General features: G+C 71.6%; 17 protein-coding genes. 15 read left to right on the plus strand and 2 right to left on the minus strand.

The window, feature by feature from the left end; translation table 11 throughout:
- Positions 1–69: 69 nt before the first annotated feature.
- The 7 genes from purE (at position 70) to V6R91_RS30460 (ending at position 8,891) form a co-directional block, all read left to right on the plus strand.
- Positions 70–537, plus strand: coding sequence for a 5-(carboxyamino)imidazole ribonucleotide mutase (purE, locus tag V6R91_RS30430; RefSeq protein WP_336398615.1), 468 nt, complete (start codon positions 70–72; stop codon positions 535–537).
- Positions 534–2,003 (plus strand): LCP family protein, encoded by a 1,470-nt coding sequence (locus V6R91_RS30435; RefSeq protein WP_336398435.1) that lies wholly within the window; start codon positions 534–536, stop codon positions 2,001–2,003. The genes purE and V6R91_RS30435 overlap by 4 nt, the downstream gene beginning before the upstream one ends.
- 3 nt (positions 2,004–2,006) lie before the next feature.
- The gene (locus tag V6R91_RS30440; protein ID WP_442928201.1) at positions 2,007–3,137 is read left to right on the plus strand and encodes a glycosyltransferase; all 1,131 of its coding nucleotides are present in this window, start codon (positions 2,007–2,009) and stop codon (positions 3,135–3,137) included.
- A 115-nt stretch (positions 3,138–3,252) separates the two neighbouring features.
- Positions 3,253–5,244 carry a cell wall-binding repeat-containing protein gene (locus V6R91_RS30445; RefSeq protein ID WP_336398437.1) on the plus strand — a complete coding sequence of 664 codons (1,992 nt, stop codon included), beginning with the start codon at positions 3,253–3,255 and terminating at the stop codon, positions 5,242–5,244.
- A 92-nt stretch (positions 5,245–5,336) separates the two neighbouring features.
- Positions 5,337–6,239 carry an ABC transporter permease gene (locus V6R91_RS30450; RefSeq protein WP_336398438.1) on the plus strand — a complete coding sequence of 301 codons (903 nt, stop codon included), beginning with the start codon at positions 5,337–5,339 and terminating at the stop codon, positions 6,237–6,239.
- Positions 6,236–6,979, plus strand: a complete 744-nt coding sequence (locus tag V6R91_RS30455) for an ABC transporter ATP-binding protein (protein WP_336398439.1) — start codon at positions 6,236–6,238, stop codon at positions 6,977–6,979. The genes V6R91_RS30450 and V6R91_RS30455 overlap by 4 nt, the downstream gene beginning before the upstream one ends.
- A gap of 1 nt (position 6,980) precedes the next feature.
- The gene (locus V6R91_RS30460; protein ID WP_336398440.1) at positions 6,981–8,891 is read left to right on the plus strand and encodes a DUF6541 family protein; all 1,911 of its coding nucleotides are present in this window, start codon (positions 6,981–6,983) and stop codon (positions 8,889–8,891) included.
- On the opposite strand, the gene V6R91_RS30465 is transcribed toward V6R91_RS30460, so the two are convergent.
- Positions 8,888–9,277 carry a DUF2304 domain-containing protein gene (locus tag V6R91_RS30465; RefSeq protein ID WP_336398441.1) on the minus strand — a complete coding sequence of 130 codons (390 nt, stop codon included), beginning with the start codon at positions 9,275–9,277 and terminating at the stop codon, positions 8,888–8,890. The genes V6R91_RS30460 and V6R91_RS30465 overlap by 4 nt on opposite strands.
- A 5-nt stretch (positions 9,278–9,282) precedes the next feature.
- Positions 9,283–9,984, minus strand: a complete 702-nt coding sequence (locus V6R91_RS30470; RefSeq protein ID WP_336398442.1) for a glycosyltransferase family 2 protein — start codon at positions 9,982–9,984, stop codon at positions 9,283–9,285.
- 67 nt (positions 9,985–10,051) lie between these two features.
- Here V6R91_RS30470 and V6R91_RS30475 point away from each other — a divergent pair, with 67 nt between their 5' ends.
- The 8 genes from V6R91_RS30475 to V6R91_RS30510 all read left to right on the plus strand — a co-directional run bounded on the left by V6R91_RS30475 (position 10,052) and on the right by V6R91_RS30510 (position 18,002).
- Positions 10,052–11,251 (plus strand): glycosyltransferase family 4 protein, encoded by a 1,200-nt coding sequence (locus V6R91_RS30475; protein ID WP_336398443.1) that lies wholly within the window; start codon positions 10,052–10,054, stop codon positions 11,249–11,251.
- A gap of 79 nt (positions 11,252–11,330) precedes the next feature.
- On the plus strand, positions 11,331–11,912 hold the full coding sequence (locus tag V6R91_RS30480; protein ID WP_336398616.1) for an acyltransferase: 582 nt from the start codon (positions 11,331–11,333) through the stop codon (positions 11,910–11,912).
- Positions 11,909–13,006, plus strand: coding sequence for a DegT/DnrJ/EryC1/StrS family aminotransferase (locus V6R91_RS30485; protein ID WP_336398444.1), 1,098 nt, complete (start codon positions 11,909–11,911; stop codon positions 13,004–13,006). Before V6R91_RS30480 ends, V6R91_RS30485 begins: the two co-directional genes overlap by 4 nt.
- Positions 13,006–13,992: a Gfo/Idh/MocA family oxidoreductase gene (locus V6R91_RS30490; RefSeq protein ID WP_336398445.1), complete on the plus strand. Its 987-nt coding sequence runs from the start codon at positions 13,006–13,008 to the stop codon at positions 13,990–13,992. Before V6R91_RS30485 ends, V6R91_RS30490 begins: the two co-directional genes overlap by 1 nt.
- Positions 13,989–14,975, plus strand: coding sequence for a glycosyltransferase family 2 protein (locus V6R91_RS30495; protein WP_336398446.1), 987 nt, complete (start codon positions 13,989–13,991; stop codon positions 14,973–14,975). Before V6R91_RS30490 ends, V6R91_RS30495 begins: the two co-directional genes overlap by 4 nt.
- Positions 14,959–15,387 (plus strand): GtrA family protein, encoded by a 429-nt coding sequence (locus V6R91_RS30500; protein ID WP_336398447.1) that lies wholly within the window; start codon positions 14,959–14,961, stop codon positions 15,385–15,387. Before V6R91_RS30495 ends, V6R91_RS30500 begins: the two co-directional genes overlap by 17 nt.
- Positions 15,384–16,808: a hypothetical protein gene (locus tag V6R91_RS30505; protein ID WP_336398448.1), complete on the plus strand. Its 1,425-nt coding sequence runs from the start codon at positions 15,384–15,386 to the stop codon at positions 16,806–16,808. The genes V6R91_RS30500 and V6R91_RS30505 overlap by 4 nt, the downstream gene beginning before the upstream one ends.
- Before the next feature lie 3 nt (positions 16,809–16,811).
- The gene (locus V6R91_RS30510; protein ID WP_336398449.1) at positions 16,812–18,002 is read left to right on the plus strand and encodes a glycosyltransferase; all 1,191 of its coding nucleotides are present in this window, start codon (positions 16,812–16,814) and stop codon (positions 18,000–18,002) included.
- Positions 18,003–18,010 lie beyond the last annotated feature (8 nt).

The following is an 18,010-nucleotide window of genomic DNA, read 5'->3' on the forward strand; positions in this document are numbered from 1 at the left end:
CTCGCCCCCTACCCTTGACGAGTGACTGCGCCCCTTCACTCCTCCGAGGCGCCGCTGGTCGGCGTCGTCATGGGTTCCGACTCGGACTGGCGGGTCATGAGCGATGCCTCCCAGGCCCTCACCGACTTCGGGATCCCCCACGAGGTGGAGGTCGTCTCGGCGCACCGCACGCCCGACAAGCTCATGCGCTACGGGCGGGACGCCCGCTCGCGCGGCCTGAGGGTCATCATCGCGGGAGCGGGGGGCGCTGCCCACCTGCCGGGCATGCTGGCGTCGGTGACGCCGCTGCCCGTGATCGGGGTCCCGGTCCAGCTCGCGACGCTCGACGGCATGGACTCGCTGCTGAGCATCGTCCAGATGCCCGCAGGAATCCCGGTGGCCACGGTCTCGATCAACGGTGCCAAGAACGCCGGGCTCCTGGCCGCGCGCATCCTCGGAGTCGCCGACGATGCCGTGGCGGATCGCGTCGAGGCCTACGCCCGTGACCTGGAATCCCAGGTGGAGGAGAAGAACCGGCGGCTCAGGGAGTCGCTGTGAGCATCGCCAGTCCTCCGCGCACGGGCGCCAGGGCGGTGACGGCCGCGGTCGTGAACGAGCGTCCGCTGCGGTATCCCGACACCTCGTCCCGCGCCCTCATGACCCGGCGCGGGTGGTGGCTGGTCGGTCTCAACTTCCTCATCCCGGGCTCGGCGCAGGTGCTCGCGGGCAACCGGCGGCTCGGTCGCTTCGGGATCGCATCCACGCTCGTGCTGTGGGTGCTCGCGGTGGTGGGGGTGCTGTTCGCCCTGCTCGCGCCGACCGCGGGGCTGAGCCTGGTCACCAGCGCGTGGCTTCCGGACTGGCTCGGACTCCTCCGCCCGCTGCCGCTCCTCGTCGCGCAGGGCGTGCTCATCGCCTACGCCGCGCTGTGGATCGTGCTCACGATCGACACGCTGCGCCTCGTGCGGCTGGTCAGGACCGGGCGTGGCGCCCGCTTCGCGATCGCGACCGTGGCCGTGGGGCTGCTCGTCGTCGCCAGCGGCGCCGCCGCCTACGCATCCACGGCGGTCGGCACCGCGCGCAGCACGATCTCGACGATCTTCGGGGCGAGCGGTCCGACCGTGCCACCGTCGGACGGGTACTACAACATCCTCCTGCTCGGCGCCGACAGCGGCGAGGGCCGCGACTCGATGCGGTTCGACAGCATCTCGGTCGTGTCGGTGAACGCTCAGACGGGGGCCACCACGATCACCGGCATCCCACGCGACATGCCGCATTTCCCGTTCTCGGAGGGACCGATGCGGGACCGCTATCCCGACGGCCACGAGGGCTTCTCCGACCCGTCGTGCGGGTGGGGGAGCGGCATCAACCAGCTGCGCACCGAGGTCGAGGTGTGCCAGGACGGCGCGGAGCTGTATCCGGATGCCGAGTCCAACGGATCGGCCCCCGGCATCGAGGCCACCAAGGACGCCGCCGAAGGCATCCTCGGCATCGAGATCCCCTATTACGTGTTCATCGACATGCACGGATTCGCGTCCCTCGTCGACGCTCTCGGCGGCGTCGAGATCACCGTCGCCGAGCGCCTGCCCAAGGGCGGCGGGCCGTCATACACCGGCCAGCCCGTCGAGGAGTGGGCGATCGGCTGGATCGAGCCCGGCACGCAGCGCATGGACGGCGACACCGCGCAGTGGTACGCCCGCTCCCGCTACACCACGAGCGACTTCGACCGCATGGAGCGCCAGCGGGAGCTGCAGGCGGCGATCCTCGCGCAGTTCACCCCGCAGGTGGTGCTGACCCGGTTCCAGGACGTCGCCGCGGCGGGTGCCGACATCGTGCAGACCGATCTGCCGCAGTCGCTCATCCCGACGCTCGTGGACCTGGCGATGAAGGCCAAGGAGCAGCCCGTGCAGACGCTCGAGCTGACGCCGGCCGGCGGGATCGACGAGTTCGACCCCGACTACGCCTATATCGCCGAGCTGATCCAGACGACGCTGCACCCGCCGACCGAGACGCCGGAGGGCTGAGCGGTGGTGGCGACCCTTCGCGTCATGCTGGACCAGCTCGTGGCGCCCAATGAGCCGCAGCTCGCCGAGGCATCGCTCGAGCTGGCGCGGGCTCTCGTCGTGGCCGCGCCCGACGGGTGCGAGGTAGAGGGCATCGGCCCCGCGGGCGGCGCGGACGACGCGTTCGCGGCGGTTCCGGGGCTGTCCGCCGTCCGGCGCAGCGCGCTGCCGCGTCGCGAGCTCGCCGGTGCGCTGCAGCTCGGGGTGGGCAGCGGCCTCGGCGGCGGCATGATCCACGCGCCGTCGCTGTTCGCGCCCCTCGTGCGGCACGACCGCGTCCACGACCACGACCAGACCGTCGTGACGATCTGGGATCTGCGGCCGTGGGAGGCGTCGTCCGAGCTGCCTCGCTCGGTCGTCGGGTGGCACCGGGCGATGCTCAAGCGCGCGGCCAAGCACGCCGACGCGGTCGTCGTGCCGACGCACTCGCTCGCCACGCGGCTGCTGGAGATCGCCCCTTCGCTGGCGAACAGGGTCCGGGTCATCGCCGGCGCCGCCCCGTCCCGATTCGCGGTGCCGACGGACGAGGTCGGTCGTCGTCGGGGGCTCGACCTGCCGGAAGGATTCGTGCTGATCTCCGGAGGCCCGCCCCCTTCGGAGAACCTCGCCACGGCGCTGGCAGCGGTGGCGGCATCCGGCATCGACCTCCCCGTCGTGGTCATCGACGTCGAAGAGGGGGACGAGCCGGCGGTCGCCGACATCGCCTCCGCCGCGGGCGTGCCCGAGCGCGCCGTGCATGTGCGGGGCGCGCTCGATCCCGCCGACCGCGCCGCCGTGTTCGGCGGGGCGGTCGCGCTCGTCGCGCCGTCGCGACGGGCCGCGTTCCCCTGGCGCGTGGTCGACGCGCTGCGGCTCGGCGTCCCGGTGATCGCCGCGGCCTCCGCCGTGCACGACGAGGTCGTGCTCGACGGGGGAGTGCTCGTCTCGGCGACCGGCGCCTCCGAGCTGTCCGACGGCCTCGGTGCGGCGCTCGCGTCGGCGCTCGCGTCCACGGCACAGGCCGAGCGGCTCGGCGTGCTGGCCGGTGATCGCGGCCGCGCCTTCTCGTGGCGCGAGGCGGCCGACAAGGTGTGGCTCCTCCACGCCGAGCTGTAGACAGTCTTCGAGTCTTCCGAAAGCGACGTGTCGATGCGCCGCTTTTCGGTCTCGTGTTGTACTCATCCGTCCCATCGGTCACACTGGTCACATGGCGGGGGCTATCAGAAGGCGCGTGCGCGCGTCGAGATCGACGATCATCGGGATGCTGGCCGTGACGGTGATGCTGATCTCAGGCCTCACCGGAGCGACCTCCGCCGCCGCGGCAGCCGGGCCCCAGGCCCGCGAATCCGGCATCGTGGCCGCCGCCGATCTGAGCTCGTTCCAGCCGGGCAACATCGTCAGCGACGCCGTCTTCTTCTACAAGGACGCGATGACGGAGGCGCAGATCCAGGCCTTCCTCGAGCAGAAGGTGCCGAGCTGCAAGGCGGGCTACACGTGCCTCCGGGACTGGTACGACACCTCGCGCACCACCTCCGCGGACGCCATGTGCGGCGCGTACCAGGGCGGCGTCCGCGAACGCGCATCGCGGATCATCTACAAGGTGGCCCAGGCGTGCGGCATCAACCCGCAGGTGATCCTCGTCACCCTCCAGAAGGAGCAGGGCCTCGTCACGCACACCTGGCCCAGCGACTGGCGGTACACGATCGCCATGGGACAGGGATGCCCCGACACCGCGGCGTGCGACACGCGGTACTACGGCTTCTTCAACCAGGTCTTCGGGGCGGCATGGCAGCTCAAGCGCTACGCCAACCCGCCCGGGACCAGCCAGTACTTCACGTGGTACGCGCCGGGCAAGACGTGGAACGTGCGCTGGCACCCGAACGCCGCGTGCGGCTCGTCGCCGGTCTACGTGCAGAACCAGGCCACCGCCAACCTGTACTACTACACCCCGTATCAGCCCAACGCCGCAGCGCTGCGCGCGGGCTACGGCACGGGGGACGGATGCTCCAGCTACGGCAACCGCAACTTCGTCAACTACTTCACCGACTGGTTCGGCTCGACCCAGGTGCCGGTGAACGCGTGCGCCCAGCCGGCGGAGTCCTCGCTGACGCCGGGTGAGGCGGAGTTCGTCGTGAACGTCGCCGCCCTCAACGCCCGCTCCGCTCCGTCGACCTCGTGCGAGCCCGTCGTACGGTCGCTCTCGCAGGGCACCGCCGTGACCAGGACCGCGACCTTCGGCGAATGGGCGCGGATCCGCATCGACGGAGCCCGGTACTGGGTGCACGGGAGCTACCTGAGCCCGGCGGCGCCCCTGCCATGGTCGACGAGCCGGACGTCGGGGGCCACCCGGTACGAGACCGCCGTCGAGGTCTCGAAGACCACGTATCCGACCGGCGCTGCGACGGTCTACCTCGCGTCCGGCTTCGACTTCCCCGACGCGCTCGCGGCCGCCCCGGCCGCCGTGAAGTCCGGCGGCGCGCTGCTCCTCACGAGCCCCGGCTCCCTTCCCGCCTCGGTGAAGGCGGAGCTGAGCCGGCTCGCCCCGAAGCAGGTCGTCATCGTGGGCGGCGTCGGCGCCGTGAGCGCCGCCGTCGAGGCCGAGGTGGCTGCGCTGCTCCCTGCGGCGGCCCGCCAGCGCATCGGCGGCGCCGATCGCTATGAGACCAGCCGGCTGCTGGCCACGAAGGTCTTCGGCACGTCGGCGAGCACCTACATCGCCACCGGCGCGGGATTCGCGGACGCGCTCGCCGCCTCCGCGGTCGCCGGCGCCAAGGGCGCGGCCGTGGTCCTGGTGGAGGGTTCGGCAGCCGCCGCCGATCCGGCAACGCTGGCGGCGCTCAAGCAGCTCGGCACGACCTCCGCGGTGATCGCGGGCGGCACCGGTGCGGTGAGCGCCGGCGTGGCGGCCTCGTTCGGCGGCGCGGGCATCGGCGTGACCCGCTACGGGGGGACCGACCGCTACCAGACGAGCCAGCTGATCAACGCGGCGGCCTATCCCGCCGCGGTGGGAAGCGCGCTGCTGGCCACCGGCGTCGACTTCCCCGACTCGCTGGCCGGCGCCGTGCTGGCGGGGCGCACCAAGGTGCCGCTGTTCTCGCAGCCGACCTCGTGCATGACCGGTGCCGCCAAGAACTGGCTCATCGCCCACGGAGTGAAGGCGGTGCGACTGATCGGCGGCCCCGGCGCGCTCACGGATTCGGTGGCACGCGCCCTGCGCTGTTGAGCACGGTCGACGCTCAGGGTCGCCTCCGACCCGCGCATAGAATGGGACGAGCCCGCGACGCGAACGCGGCGACCAGCCTAGTGAGTGGGACCGTGTCCGATACCCGAGATCTCTTCGCGCACGTGCCCCGTGCGCAGTTCGACGTCCCCGGTCGCAGCGGCGGGCTCCTGGACGTCTTCCGCTGGCACTATCTGCTGCGCCTGCTCGTCCGCACGGGCGTCACGACGCGGTACCGCAACTCGGTGCTCGGGTGGACGTGGTCGTACGTGCGGCCGGCCGCGCAGTTCCTCGTCTTCTGGGTCGTCCTCGGTCTCTTCCTGAGCCTCGAGCGCGGCATCCCCAACTACGCGATCTACCTCTTCTCGGGGATCGTCGTCATCAACCTCTTCTCCGAGGCGTACAAGAACGCGACGACGTCCATCGTCGGCAACGCGCCCCTCGTGCGCAAGGTCTACCTGCCCCGGCAGCTCTTCGCCGTCTCCGCGGTGATCGTGGCGTTCGTGCATTTCCTGCCGCAGGTCGGTCTGCTGCTGGTGGTGTGCCTGTTCCTCGGCTGGATCGTCAACATCTCGGTGGTGTCCGTGCTCGCGATCCTGGCGGGCGTCGCGATCGTGTTGGTCTTCGCGCTGGGGCTGGGGCTGCTGTTCGGATCCGTCAACGTGCGCTACCGGGATGCCGAGAACATCGTCGAGCTGCTGCTGCTGCTGGCCACGTGGGCGTCGCCGGTGCTCTACTCCTGGACGATGGTGCGCGACGCGCTCCGGACGCTCGGGTGGCCGGACTGGATCCTCGAGCTCTATCTCCTCAATCCGATCACGCAGGCGGTGGAGCTCTTCCACTTCGCGTTCTGGAATCCTGTCACGACGACGACACTGCCGCTGCCGCCCGACCTCGCCATCAACACGCTGTGGACCTTCCTCATCTCCGTCACCGTCCTGATCATCGGGCAGTCGGTGTTCCGCCGGCTCGAGGGAAGGTTCGCTCAGGACCTATGACCGACCGCACCCTCACCACGCCGCGGCCGTCGATCATCGTCGACGGCGTGCACAAGAAGTTCACCCTCAACCACGCGTACTCCCTCAAGGACACCGTCGTCTCGTGGATCCGCGGCCGCCGGCTCACGAGCACCTTCGAAGCGCTCAAGGGCGTCGACGTCGTCATCAACGAGGGCGAGTCCGTGGCCATCCTCGGCCTCAACGGGTCGGGCAAGTCGACGCTCCTCAAGCTGATCTCCGGCGTCATGCAGCCCGACGGCGGCGAGGTGCTCACGCGCGGCCGGGTGGCCGGACTCATCGAGGTGGGCGCCGGATTCCACCCCGAGCTGTCGGGCCGCGAGAACGTCTTCCTCAACGCGGCGATCCTCGGCATGGCACGGCGCGAGATCGAAGAGCGGTACGACGAGATCGTCGCCTTCAGCGAGATCGAGCCCTTCATCGACCAGGAGGTGAAGCACTACTCCTCGGGCATGTTCATGCGGCTGGCCTTCTCGGTCGCCATCCACGTCAAGCTGGACGTGCTCCTGGTCGACGAGATCCTCTCGGTCGGCGACGCGCCGTTCCGAGAGAAGTGCCGGCTCAAGTTCCAGGAGCTCATCGCCGCCGACAAGACCCTCGTCGTCGTCAGCCACGACATGGAGATGGTGCGGGAGCTGTGCACCCGCGGCATCGTGATCGACAAGGGCAACGTCGTGTACGACGGCCCTGTCGAAGGGGCCATCGCGCGGGTCGAGGGCTGACGTGGGCGACTGGATCGCACAGGCGCCTGCCCTGCTGGCCGCCGCGGCGCTCCTGCTGCTGCCCGGAGCGCCCGCCGCCTGGCTGATCGGGCTCCGCGGCGCCCTGCTGCCCGGCGGCGCCGCCGCGATCTCGCTGGCGACGGTCGCGGTGGCGGCCCTTCTGGCGCCGCCGGCCGGAGTGCACTGGTCGCCGCTGGCGGTCGTCGCCCTCGCCGCCGTCGTCACGGCCGCCGTCGCGCTCATCCGGTGGCTGCGTCGCTCCGAGCGACCCGTCGCGCTGGGACGCGCGTCCGTCTGGGTCTTCTCGAGCCTGGCGCTCAGCGCGGTGCTGTGGATCGGCGCGGCCGCGTGGGGCATGGCCTCGCCGGCGCATCCCGCCCAGCACTTCGACGTCGTGTTCCATCTCAACGCGGTCGCGTTCGTGCTCGACCACGGCTCCGCGTCCCCCGTCGACATGACCATGGCCGCTCCGGGAGCGGCGCACTCGTTCTACCCGACGCTGTGGCACGCGGTGACGGCGCTGATCGTCCCGGTCGCGGGCGGCGTGGTCGCGGCGACGAATGTCATGACCCTGGCGGTCGTCGGCGTCCTGTGGCCTGCCGCCGTGCTCTTCCTCGCGGCGAGCGTGTGGCCCGACCGGGAGCGCACGCTCATCGCCGCGCCGCCGCTGACCCTCGCGTTCGCGCTCTACCCGCTCGGCTTCCTCAACTGGGGCGCGCTGTACCCGAACCTGCTCGGGAACGCGCTCGTGCCCGTCGTGCTGGGGCTCGCCGTTCTGAGCGCCCGTCGCGGCGCCCGGCCGCTGTGGCAGCGGATCCTCGTCATCGTGGCCCTGATCGGTGCGGCCGGTGCAACGGCCGTCGCGCATCCGTCGTCGCTGCTGACGGCACTGGCACTCGTGCTGCCGTTCGCCGCGGGCCGGGTGGCGGTCGCCTGGCGGACGGCGGGCACGACGCGTGCGGCGAGGGTCGGCGGGACGGCCGGCGTGGCGTTCGGGGCGCTGCTGCTGATCGGCGTCTGGCCGTCGCTCAACGTCACGACGAACGAGTGGATGCCGTACGAGTCGCTCGCGCAGGCGCTCGGCGAGGCCGTGGCGCTGGGTCCGGTCGGCAGGCCGGCGAGCCTGCTGGTCGCCCTGCTGTCGATCATCGGCGCCGTGACCGCTTTCCGCACGAGGAGCGGCCGCTGGCTCGTCGGCGCACAGCTGATCGCCGCGGGCCTCTTCGTCGTCGCCGCTTGGCTGCCGGTGCTGTGGCTGCGATCCTCGATCGTCGGCCTCTGGTACGACGACGTGGTGCGCGTAGGCGCCGTGCTCGCCGTGGCGGCCCTGCCGCTGGCCGCCAGGGGAGCGGATGCCGTGGTCTCACGGTGCCTGACGTGGTGGCGCACCCTGCCCCGCCGTGCCTCGGTGGTGCGCATCGGCGCGGTCGCGCTGGTGGCGCTGCTCGTCGCCGCGCCCACGCTCCTGGCTCCCCGCCACGAGGTGCTGGCGATGCGCGAGCTGAGCTTCCTCGCCTCCGAGCAGTCACAGGGGCTGAGCCCCGACGAGGCGGATCTGCTCGAGGAGGCGTCGGAGACCCTCCCGGCCGGCGCGGTCGTCATCGGCGACCCGCTCACGGGCGCGGGCCTGGTGTACGCCTACACCGGTCGCCGCACGGTCTTCCCGCACATCAAGGGCGTCTACGGCCCCGATGCGGCACTGCTGGGCACCCGGCTGCGCGAGGGCGGGCCGGAGGTGTGCGCGGCGGTGGAGCGGCTGGGGGTGGAGTACGCCCTCGACTTCGGCGATCGCGTGATCTTCCCGAAGTACGGGGAGCTGTACACGGGGCTGCACGACCTCGATCGCTCGCCGGTGCTGACCGCGATCGCCGAGGAGGGCGACGCGACGCTGTACCGCGTCACCGGCTGCTAATCGCGCTGGGCCTCGTGCGGGGTGCCGTCGGAGGCGGCATCCGGAGCCGGTGCGTCCTTCTCGGCGCCGGCCTCGAGCAAGGCGACCTTGCGCGCCAGCAGCGTCAGCTGTCGCTGAAGGGCGATGTTGCGCCGGTACTGCGTCCACACGAACACCAGGAAGACCAGGACGAGCGCATACAGCAGCAGGTCGGTTCCGCGGCCGACGCCGACGAGGTTCGCGAGCCAGGTGAGCCACTGCGGGAACAGCACGGCCAGGATCGCGGCGATGACGAACACCCCGAAGAGGATGCGGCGGATCGCGAGGTGGCTGTCGGAGCCGGTCCGGCGCATCACGAACGCGGCGAGCAGCACGATCGCGGCGATCAGGAGGAGCTGGATCCACATGGGGGTCACCTCACGACCAGGTCGACGAGGATGTTGACGGAGTTGAGCAGGCTCTGGCCCTTCGCACGGGAGTAGTCGGTGTAGAGCAGCTCGACGGGGTACTCGCGCCAGGGCAGGCCGGTCCGGCCCAGCTGCAGCACGATCTCGGTGGCGTGCGCCATGCGGTCCTGCGACAGCCGGACTCCGGCGGCGGCGTCGCGCCGGATGACGCGCAGTCCGTTGTGGGCGTCGGTCAGGGTCAGGCCGGTGGTCATGTTGGTGACCCACACGGCGGTCTTCAGCACCACCTTCTTGAGAGCCCCCGGCCGGGTGCGGTCGTCGAGGAAGCGCGAGCCGAAGACGATCGCGAGATCCTCGCGACGAGCCAGCGCCACCATCGACACCGCGTCCTCGACGCGATGCTGACCATCCGCGTCGAAGGTCACGATGAACTCGCACGACGGGTGGGCCAGGGCGAACTCGATCCCGGTCTGCAGGGCCGCGCCCTGACCGAGGTTGATCGGATGCCGCACCATCGTCGCGCCGGCCGCGGCGGCGACGGCCGCAGACTCGTCGGACGAGCCGTCGTCCACGCACACGACGTGTGCGAACCGCTGCCGCAGCTGCGCGATGACCTCACCGATGACGGATGCCTCGTTGTACAGCGGGATGACCACCCAGGCGCCGGGGTCGCCGGGGCGCGCGCGATCCGCCGGCGTGCTGCTCATCCATCCATTGTGACAGAGCACGCTAGGCTGAACCGGCCGCCGTCGCGTCATCCCGAGGAGTCCCGCCGTGCACGGACCCGACGCACGAGCGCGAATCGTGATCGCCAGCAGGCTGTACGAGCCCGAGGCCGGGGCCGCGGCGTTCCGCATCGCCGCCGTCGCCCGTGCGCTCGGTCGCGATCACGACGTCACCGTCCTCACCACGCGTCCTCCGGCGGGATCTCCCGACGAGCCCGGCACCGGCCCGATCCGGGTGTCGCGGGCCCCGGTGCTGCGGGATCGCAGCGGCGCCATCCGCGGGTACCTGCAGTATCTGAGCTTCGACATCCCCCTCTTCGTCCGGCTGCTCCTGCGGGGGCGTGCCGACGTCATGGTGGCCGAGGCCCCGCCGACGACCGGCCTGGTCACCCTGCTGGCCGCCCGCTTGACGCGGAGCCGGTTCGTCTACTACCCCGGCGACGTGTGGACCGACGGCATGATCGCGATGGGCGCCTCCGGACTGCTCGTCCGCATCATGCGCGCCGTCGAGTCGCTCGTCGTGCGTCGCGCGGACCTGCTCATCGCGGTGTCCCCCGAGATCATCGGGCGCTTCGCGGCTCTCGGCGCGAGGATCGAACGGGTCGCGGAGGTCGGGAACGGCATCGATGTCGACGTCTTCGGCCACGGCGTCGAGCCCATGCCGGCGGAGCGGCCGTACTTCGTCTACACCGGGACGATGTCCGAATGGCAGCGCCCCGAGCTCTTCGTCGAGGCGCTGGCCCTGCTCGGCGACGAGGGCCGCTCCGTCGACCTGCGGTTCTTCGGCCAGGGCGCGTCCGAGGCGGCGGTGCGCGAGAGCGCCGAGCGACTGCTTCCCGGCCGGGTCATGATGACGGGCTGGGTGCCGCCCGCCGTCGCGGCGAGGTGGATCAGCGGCGCCGTCGGCGCGCTCGTGAGCATCGTGCCCGGGATCGGCTACGACTTCGCGCGCCCGACCAAGACGTATGCCGCCGCGGCGGCGGGCACGCCCGTCCTGTTCGCGGGCCCCGAGACCGGCGCCGCGGTCGTCCGCGACGCCGGGCTGGGCGAGACCGTGCCGTTCGACGCCGTCGCCGTCGCGCAGGCGATGCGCCGCCTGCTCGAGGCGGATCGCGCGGGGGAGACCGAGCGGCTGCGGGCCCGCAGATCCGCATGGGCCGCCGACACCGTCTCGCTGCGCGCCGTCGGCGAGCGGGCGGCGGCCGCGGTCCTCGGCGCCCTGCGGGGACCACGCCGGCGTGGCGGATAGACTGGCACCGCACAGCGGACGGCCCTATCGCCCTGTGCAAGGAGCCCCTACCGTGACAGATCCTTCCGCCGTGCGCGTCATGGACTCGGCCGACGTCTCTCCTGATGCGGTCATCGGCGACGGGACGTCGGTCTGGCACCTCGCCCAGGTGCGCGAGCGCGCCGTGATCGGGCGACGCTGCATCATCGGCCGCGGCGCCTACGTCGGCACGGGAGTGCAGATGGGCGACGACTGCAAGGTGCAGAACTACGCCCTGGTGTACGAGCCTGCTCGGCTGGCCGACGGCGTCTTCATCGGCCCGGCGGTGGTGCTCACGAACGACACGTACCCGCGCGCCATCAACGCCGACGGCTCGCAGAAGAGCGCCGCGGACTGGGAGCCGGTGGGGGTGACCATCGAGCGGGGAGCGTCGATCGGGGCTCGCGCGACGTGCGTCGCGCCGGTGACCGTCGGCGCCTGGGCGACGGTCGCGGCCGGCGCGGTCGTCGTCAAGGACGTCCCCGCCTACGCGCTGGTCGCGGGCGTGCCCGCTCGCCGCATCGGCTGGGTCGGGCCCGCGGGGGTCCCGCTGACCCGCGCCGAGGGGGAGCACTGGGTGTGCCCGCGCACGGGCGCCCGATTCATCGAGATCGACGGAACACTGACCGAGGAGACCGCGTGAGCGAGTTGATCCCCCCCGCCAAGCCCATCATCGGCGACGAGGAGCGCGAGGCGGTCGACCGTGTGCTGCGCAGCGGCATGGTCGCGCAAGGGCCGGAGGTGGCGGCGTTCGAGAGCGAGTTCTCGGCGCACTTCGTGCAGGGCAGGCCGGTGGTGGCGGTGAACTCGGGGACCTCGGGGCTGCACCTGGGCCTGCTGGCAGCGGGCGTCGGCCCCGGCGACGAGGTGATCGTGCCGTCGTTCACGTTCGCCGCGACCGGCAACTCGGTCGCGCTGACCGGCGCGACGCCGGTGTTCGCCGACATCGAGCCCGAGACGTTCACCCTCGACCCCGCCGCGGTCGCCGCTGCGATCACGCCCCGCACCCGCGGCATCCTGCCGGTGCATCTCTACGGGCATCCCGCGCGCATGCGCGAGCTGTCGGCGATCGCCGAGAAGCACGGCGTGGCCCTCTACGAGGACGCCGCGCAGGCGCACGGCGCCTCGCTGGACGGCACCCCGGTGGGCGCGTTCGGCGTGTTCGCGATGTTCTCGCTGTACCCGACGAAGAACATGACCAGCGGCGAGGGCGGCATGGTGTCCACGGCGACGGAGGAGATCGCGCGCGGCGTGCGACTGCTGCGCAACCAGGGCATGGAGCGGCAGTACGAGAACGAGGTCATCGGCTTCAACGCGCGGATGACCGACATCCACGCCGCGATCGGCCGGGTCCAGCTGACAAAGGTCGACGCGTGGACGCGCACGCGCCGGCAGAACGCCGCCTTCCTCGACGCGAACCTGCGCGGCGTGGTGGTTCCCGCGGTCGCCGACGGCGCCGTCCACGTGTACCACCAGTACACCGTCCGGGTCCCGGAGGACCGCGACGGGTTCGTGCGCGCCCTGCGCGAGGAGCACCAGGTCGGCAGCGGCGTGTACTACCCGATCCCCAACCACCGGCTGCCGTCGCTGGCCCCGTTCGCCCCGGGCCTGGACCTGCCCGAGACCGAGCGGGCCGCGGGCGAGGTCGTGTCGCTGCCGGTGCACCCGTCGCTGTCGGCGGCGGACCTTGATCGCATCGTGACCGCCGTCGACGCGGTCGCCGGGGCCGGCTCCTGATGGCCGCGCTGCGAGCCGGACTTCTCGGGATCGGCATGATGGGGCGCCACCACGCCCGCGTGCTGCGCGACCTCGACGGCGTCGAGCTCGTCGCCATCGCCGACCCGGCGGGAGACCCGCACGGTGTCGCCGGCGACCTGGAGGTGCTTCCCGACATCGAGTCCCTCATCGCCCGGGGACTGGACCTCGCGGTGGTCGCCGTGCCCACCCGCTACCACGAGGACGCGGCGCTCAAGCTGGCCGCGGCCGGCGTGCATTGCCTCGTCGAGAAGCCGATCGCCGAGTCGGTGGACGCCGGGCGCCGGATGACCGACGCGTTCGCGGCGGCGGGCCTCGTCGGAGCGGTCGGGCACATCGAGCGCTTCAACCCCGCGCTGCAGGAGCTGCGCCGCCGCCTGGCCGCCGGCGAGCTGGGCGCGGTCTACCAGATCCAGACCCGCCGGCAGGGTCCGTTCCCGTCCCGCATCGCCGATGTCGGGGTGGCCAAGGACCTCGCCTCCCACGACGTCGACCTCACCGCGTGGGTCGCGCAGAGCGAGTACGCCACGGTGTTCGCGCAGACGACGTTCAAGAGCGGGCGGCAGCACGAGGACATGATCGCGATCGCGGGACGACTGGAGTCCGGGGTGATCGTGAACCATCTGGTGAACTGGCTCAGCCCGATGAAGGAGCGCGTCACCGTGGTCACGGGGGAGAAGGGCGCCTTCGTCGCCGACACCGCGACCGGCGACCTCACCTTCTACGCCAACGGCACGATCCCGCTGGAGTGGGAGTCCGTGACGGCGTTCCGGGGCGTCTCCGAGGGCGACGTCACCCGCTACGCGTTCGCCAAGCGCGAGCCGCTGCGCGTGGAGCACGAGGCCTTCCGCGACGCCGTGCTCGGCAAGCCCAGCGACGTCGTCACGATGGAGCAGGGACTTCGCACCCTGGCCGTCGTGGAAGCGGCGCTGGACTCCGCGAAGCAGGGGACCTCCGTCACGCCATGAGCGCGCCCGAAGCGACGGGATCCTCGGACGCGGCAGCGGACAGCCGCCGCACCGTGACGATCCTCGTCCCCGTGTTCAACGAGCAGGACGTCCTCGACCAGTTCTACGGCGTCCTGGACGGAGTGCTCGCCGGGCTCCCCGCCTACGCGTTCGAGATCCTCTTCGTCGACGACGGCAGCGACGACGCGACAGCCGACAGGATCGTGGCCCTGGCGGGCGCCGACCCGCGCATCTCGCTCATCCGCCTGAGCCGCAACTTCGGCAAGGAGAGCGCCATGCTCGCCGGGCTCGATGCGGTGACCACCGACGCCGTCATCCTGATCGACGTCGACCTGCAGGACCCGCCCGGGCTCATCGCCGAGATGCTCGCGGCGTGGGAGGAGGGCTACGACGACGTCTACGCCCGGCGGCGGAGCCGCGCCGGCGAGACGATGCTCAAGCGCACCACCTCGCGCTGGTACTACCGCCTGCTGCAGCGCACCACCCGCATCAAGATCCAGTCCGACACCGGCGACTTCCGGCTCCTGGACCGGCGCTGCATCGATGCGCTGATCTCGCTCCGCGAGGGCGAGCGCTACACGAAGGGCCTCTACAGCTGGGTCGGCTTCCGCAAGAAGGAGATCCTGTTCGACCGGGCGCCGCGCGCCGGCGGACGGTCGAAGTGGGACTACCCCGGCCTGGCCAACCTCGCGATCGACGGCATCACCTCGTTCACGACCGCCCCGCTGCGGATCTCCACCTTCCTCGGCCTGCTGGTGTCGCTGGCGGCCTTCATCTATCTGGTCGTGATCATCGTCCGCACGCTCCTCTTCGGGATCGATCTGGCCGGCTACCCCTCGACGCTGGCCGTCATCCTCTTCCTGGGCGGCGTGCAGCTCATCTCCCTCGGCATCATCGGGGAGTACATCGGCCGGATCTTCACCGAGACGAAGCGCCGTCCGGTCTACATCGTCCAGGAGCATCGACGTGGCCGAGCGGGATAGCCGGGCGGGACGCCCGCTGCGCTTCCTCGTGGTGGGCGTAGCGAACACGCTCCTGGACATCGCGCTCTTCCTCCTGCTCACCGCGTGGGGCGTTCCGGTGATCATCGCGAACATGATCTCCACCGCCGTGGCGCTGTGCTTCAGCTTCCTGCTGAACCGCGCCTACACGTTCCGCGCCGGTGCCGGCGTGGTGGGGCAGGCCGTGCGCTTCCTCGCGGTCACGCTCATCGGACTCTGGGTGCTGCAGCCCGTCATCATCCAGGCCATGCTCGCCCTCATCGGCGATCAGCTGCCGTCGACCGCCGCGCTGCTCATCGCCAAGGGCGTCGCCACGGTGGCCTCGCTGACGTGGAACTACCTGCTGTACAGCGCCGTCGTGTTCCGCGACCGTTCCAGCGGGGGACGCACGTGAGGTACGCGCGCATCGCGCGCGAGGCCGCCCTCCTCGTCGTCGCCGGGCTGTTCGTGCTGCTGCTGTCGGGGACCACGAGCCCGCTCGGGCCGTGGTACGGCGGCGACAGCGCGCTGTTCCGGGTGATCGGCACCGCGATGGCCCAGGGAGAGGTGCTGTACCTCGACATCTGGGATCACAAGGGCCCGGTGCTCTTCATGTTCCAGTGGCTCGCGCAGCTGCTCATCCCCGGCCGCATGGGGCTGTTCGTCATCCAGGTGCTGCTCCTGTACGCCTCGCTGTCGATGATCACGGCGTTCGCCCGCCGATTCGTCGGTCCGCTGCTCTCGATCGCCGTGCTGGCGTGCACCCTCGGCTACCTCGCACCCGCGTACGAGCACGGGAACCTCAGCGAAGAGTTCTCGATGCCGTTCATCGTGCTCGCGCTGGTCATCCTCACGCGCGAGTGGGTGACGGGACGACGTCCCTCGCCGTGGCTGTTCGGCGTCGCCGGCGCCGCTTTCGCCGCGGTCGTGTTCATCCGCATCAACAACGCGCTGCCGATCTTCGCGGCGTTCGTGGCGTGCTTCGTGTGGATGCTGGTGGCGCGGCGCCCCTTCCTGCGGCCGCTGCTGTTCTCGATCGGAGGGTTCTTCGCCGTCACGGCGGCCATCGTGGCCGGGTTCGCACTGGCGGGCGCCCTCGCGCCGATGCTCGACGCCACGTTCCTCTTCAACCTCCGCTACGCCCGCAACGACTCGGTGTCCGCCGAGCGGCTGTTCGCGAACGGCTACGCCTACGTCGCCCTCGCGGGGATCGTCGCGCCCCTCATCGGCGGCGTCGTGGATGCGCAGCACCGGCGTCGCGGGAGCTTCCTCCTGCTCGGATGGTGTCTCGCGGCCGCCACGGCGCTCGCGCTGCTCATGTCGTCGACCGGGTACTTCCACTACCTCCAGGTCGCGGTGCCCGGGGTGGCCGTCGGCGCCGCGCTCGCGCTGCAGGCCGTCACCCGCCGACTGCAGGTGCACGTGCTGGCGGCGACGCTCGCCGTCGCGCTGCCGCTGGTGGCCGTGAACGTCGGGCGCGAGCAGATCGCGCGGGAGCGGTCGCAGGAGCCGGCGTACGCGGCCGCCGTGGCCGACATCCTCGACGGCGTCCCCGAGGCCGACCGCGACGCCGTCTACGCGTGGAACGTGAACCCGAAGTACTTCCTCATGGCCGACACGCTGCCCGTGCAGCGGTACTTCACGATGCAGGAGTGGTGGGGCAGCGCGGACGAGCGCGTGCTGGACGAGGCGCTCGGCTACGTGCGGGCGGAGCAGCCGCAGTGGATCCTCACCTCCTCGGTCGGCGACCCGCGCATGCAGGAGATCCTCGCGGAGGATTACGTGGAGAAGGCGCGCAACGCCTCCTTCGTGCTCTTCGAGCGGGCCACGGGCTGAGCCGTGGGGCTGCGCTCGCGCCTGGCCGCCGTGCCCGTCGTCCGGCGGGCGTGGCACGCGGCGGACGCGCGCAGGTCGGCGCGCGCCGCCGGCACGACGCGCGTGCGGCGCGCCGCAGCCCGCCTCTTCATCGGGCCGGTCAACTCCGCCGGACAGGGCTTCGCCTGGGCGCGCGCGGCGGAACGGCTTCCCGGTGTCGCCGCCGCGGACTTCATGTACCGCGATGCCGCGGATGTCTTCGGGTTCCGTGCCGACCACTCCGTCGGGACGGTGTTCTTCCGGACGAACCGCCCATGGCAGCGCGCCCAGCGCCGCGCGATCCTGCGCCGGTTCACGCACGTCATGATCGAGTCGGGCCGTCAGGTGCTCGGGCCGGACGAGACCGTGGACGAGCAGATCGCGCGCATGCGTGCGAAGGGCATCTCGGTGGCGCTCGTCTTCCACGGCAGCGACCTGCGGATTCCGAGCGCGCACCTCGCCCGGGAGCCCGACTCGCCCTTCCACGCCACGGGATATCCCGAGACCCCCCGGCTCGAGGAGATCGCCCGGCGCAACCATCGCCTCATCGACGTCTCGGGGCTGCCGGTCTTCGTCTCGACCCCCGATCTGCTCGAGGACGCGCCCGGTGCCACCTGGCTTCCCGTCGTCGTGGACCCGGAGCGGTGGCGCAGCGCCGCGCCCGCGGCGCCGCTCATGCGCGAGAGACCGGTCGTCGTCCACGCCCCGAGCAACGCGGGGCTGAAAGGCAGCGACCTCATCGCCGAGACCCTCCGCCGCCTCGACGCCGAAGGCGTCGTCGAGTACCGCGAGCTGTCGGGCGTGCCGGCCGGCGAGATGCCCCGGCACTACGGCACCGCCGACGTCGTGCTCGATCAGTTCTCGCTCGGCATCTACGGGGTGGCCGCGTGCGAGGCGATGGCGTCGGGCCGCCTGGTCATCAGCCATGTGAGTGCGTCCGTGCGCAGCACGGTCGAGACCGTCGCCGGGCATCGGCTCCCCATCCTCGAGTCCACCGCCGCCGACCTCGAGGAGACGCTGCGCGCGGTCGTCGCGGCGCCCGCCGCGCACCGTGAGATCGCCGCGCGCGGCCCGCGATTCGTCGCCGAGGTGCACGACGGCCGGCGTTCGGCGCTCGTGCTCGCGTCCTTCCTGAACGTCGAGCCAGCAGCGTCGTCGCGGCCCGTGGAAGAATAGCCTGATGC

Source organism: Microbacterium sp. CCNWLW41 (genome assembly GCF_037083505.1).

Bases quoted from the DNA above. Each gene is read 5' to 3' on its own strand.
- V6R91_RS30495 (WP_336398446.1), top strand. From the start codon at position 13,989: ATGAGCGCGCCCGAAGCGACGGGATCCTCGGACGCGGCAGCGGACAGC.
- V6R91_RS30490 (WP_336398445.1), top strand. From the start codon at position 13,006: ATGGCCGCGCTGCGAGCCGGACTTCTCGGGATCGGCATGATGGGGCGC.
- V6R91_RS30465 (WP_336398441.1), bottom strand. From the start codon at position 9,277: ATGTGGATCCAGCTCCTCCTGATCGCCGCGATCGTGCTGCTCGCCGCG.
- V6R91_RS30455 (WP_336398439.1), top strand. From the start codon at position 6,236: ATGACCGACCGCACCCTCACCACGCCGCGGCCGTCGATCATCGTCGAC.
- purE (WP_336398615.1), top strand. From the start codon at position 70: ATGGGTTCCGACTCGGACTGGCGGGTCATGAGCGATGCCTCCCAGGCC.
- V6R91_RS30480 (WP_336398616.1), top strand. From the start codon at position 11,331: ATGGACTCGGCCGACGTCTCTCCTGATGCGGTCATCGGCGACGGGACG.
- V6R91_RS30470 (WP_336398442.1), bottom strand. From the start codon at position 9,984: ATGAGCAGCACGCCGGCGGATCGCGCGCGCCCCGGCGACCCCGGCGCC.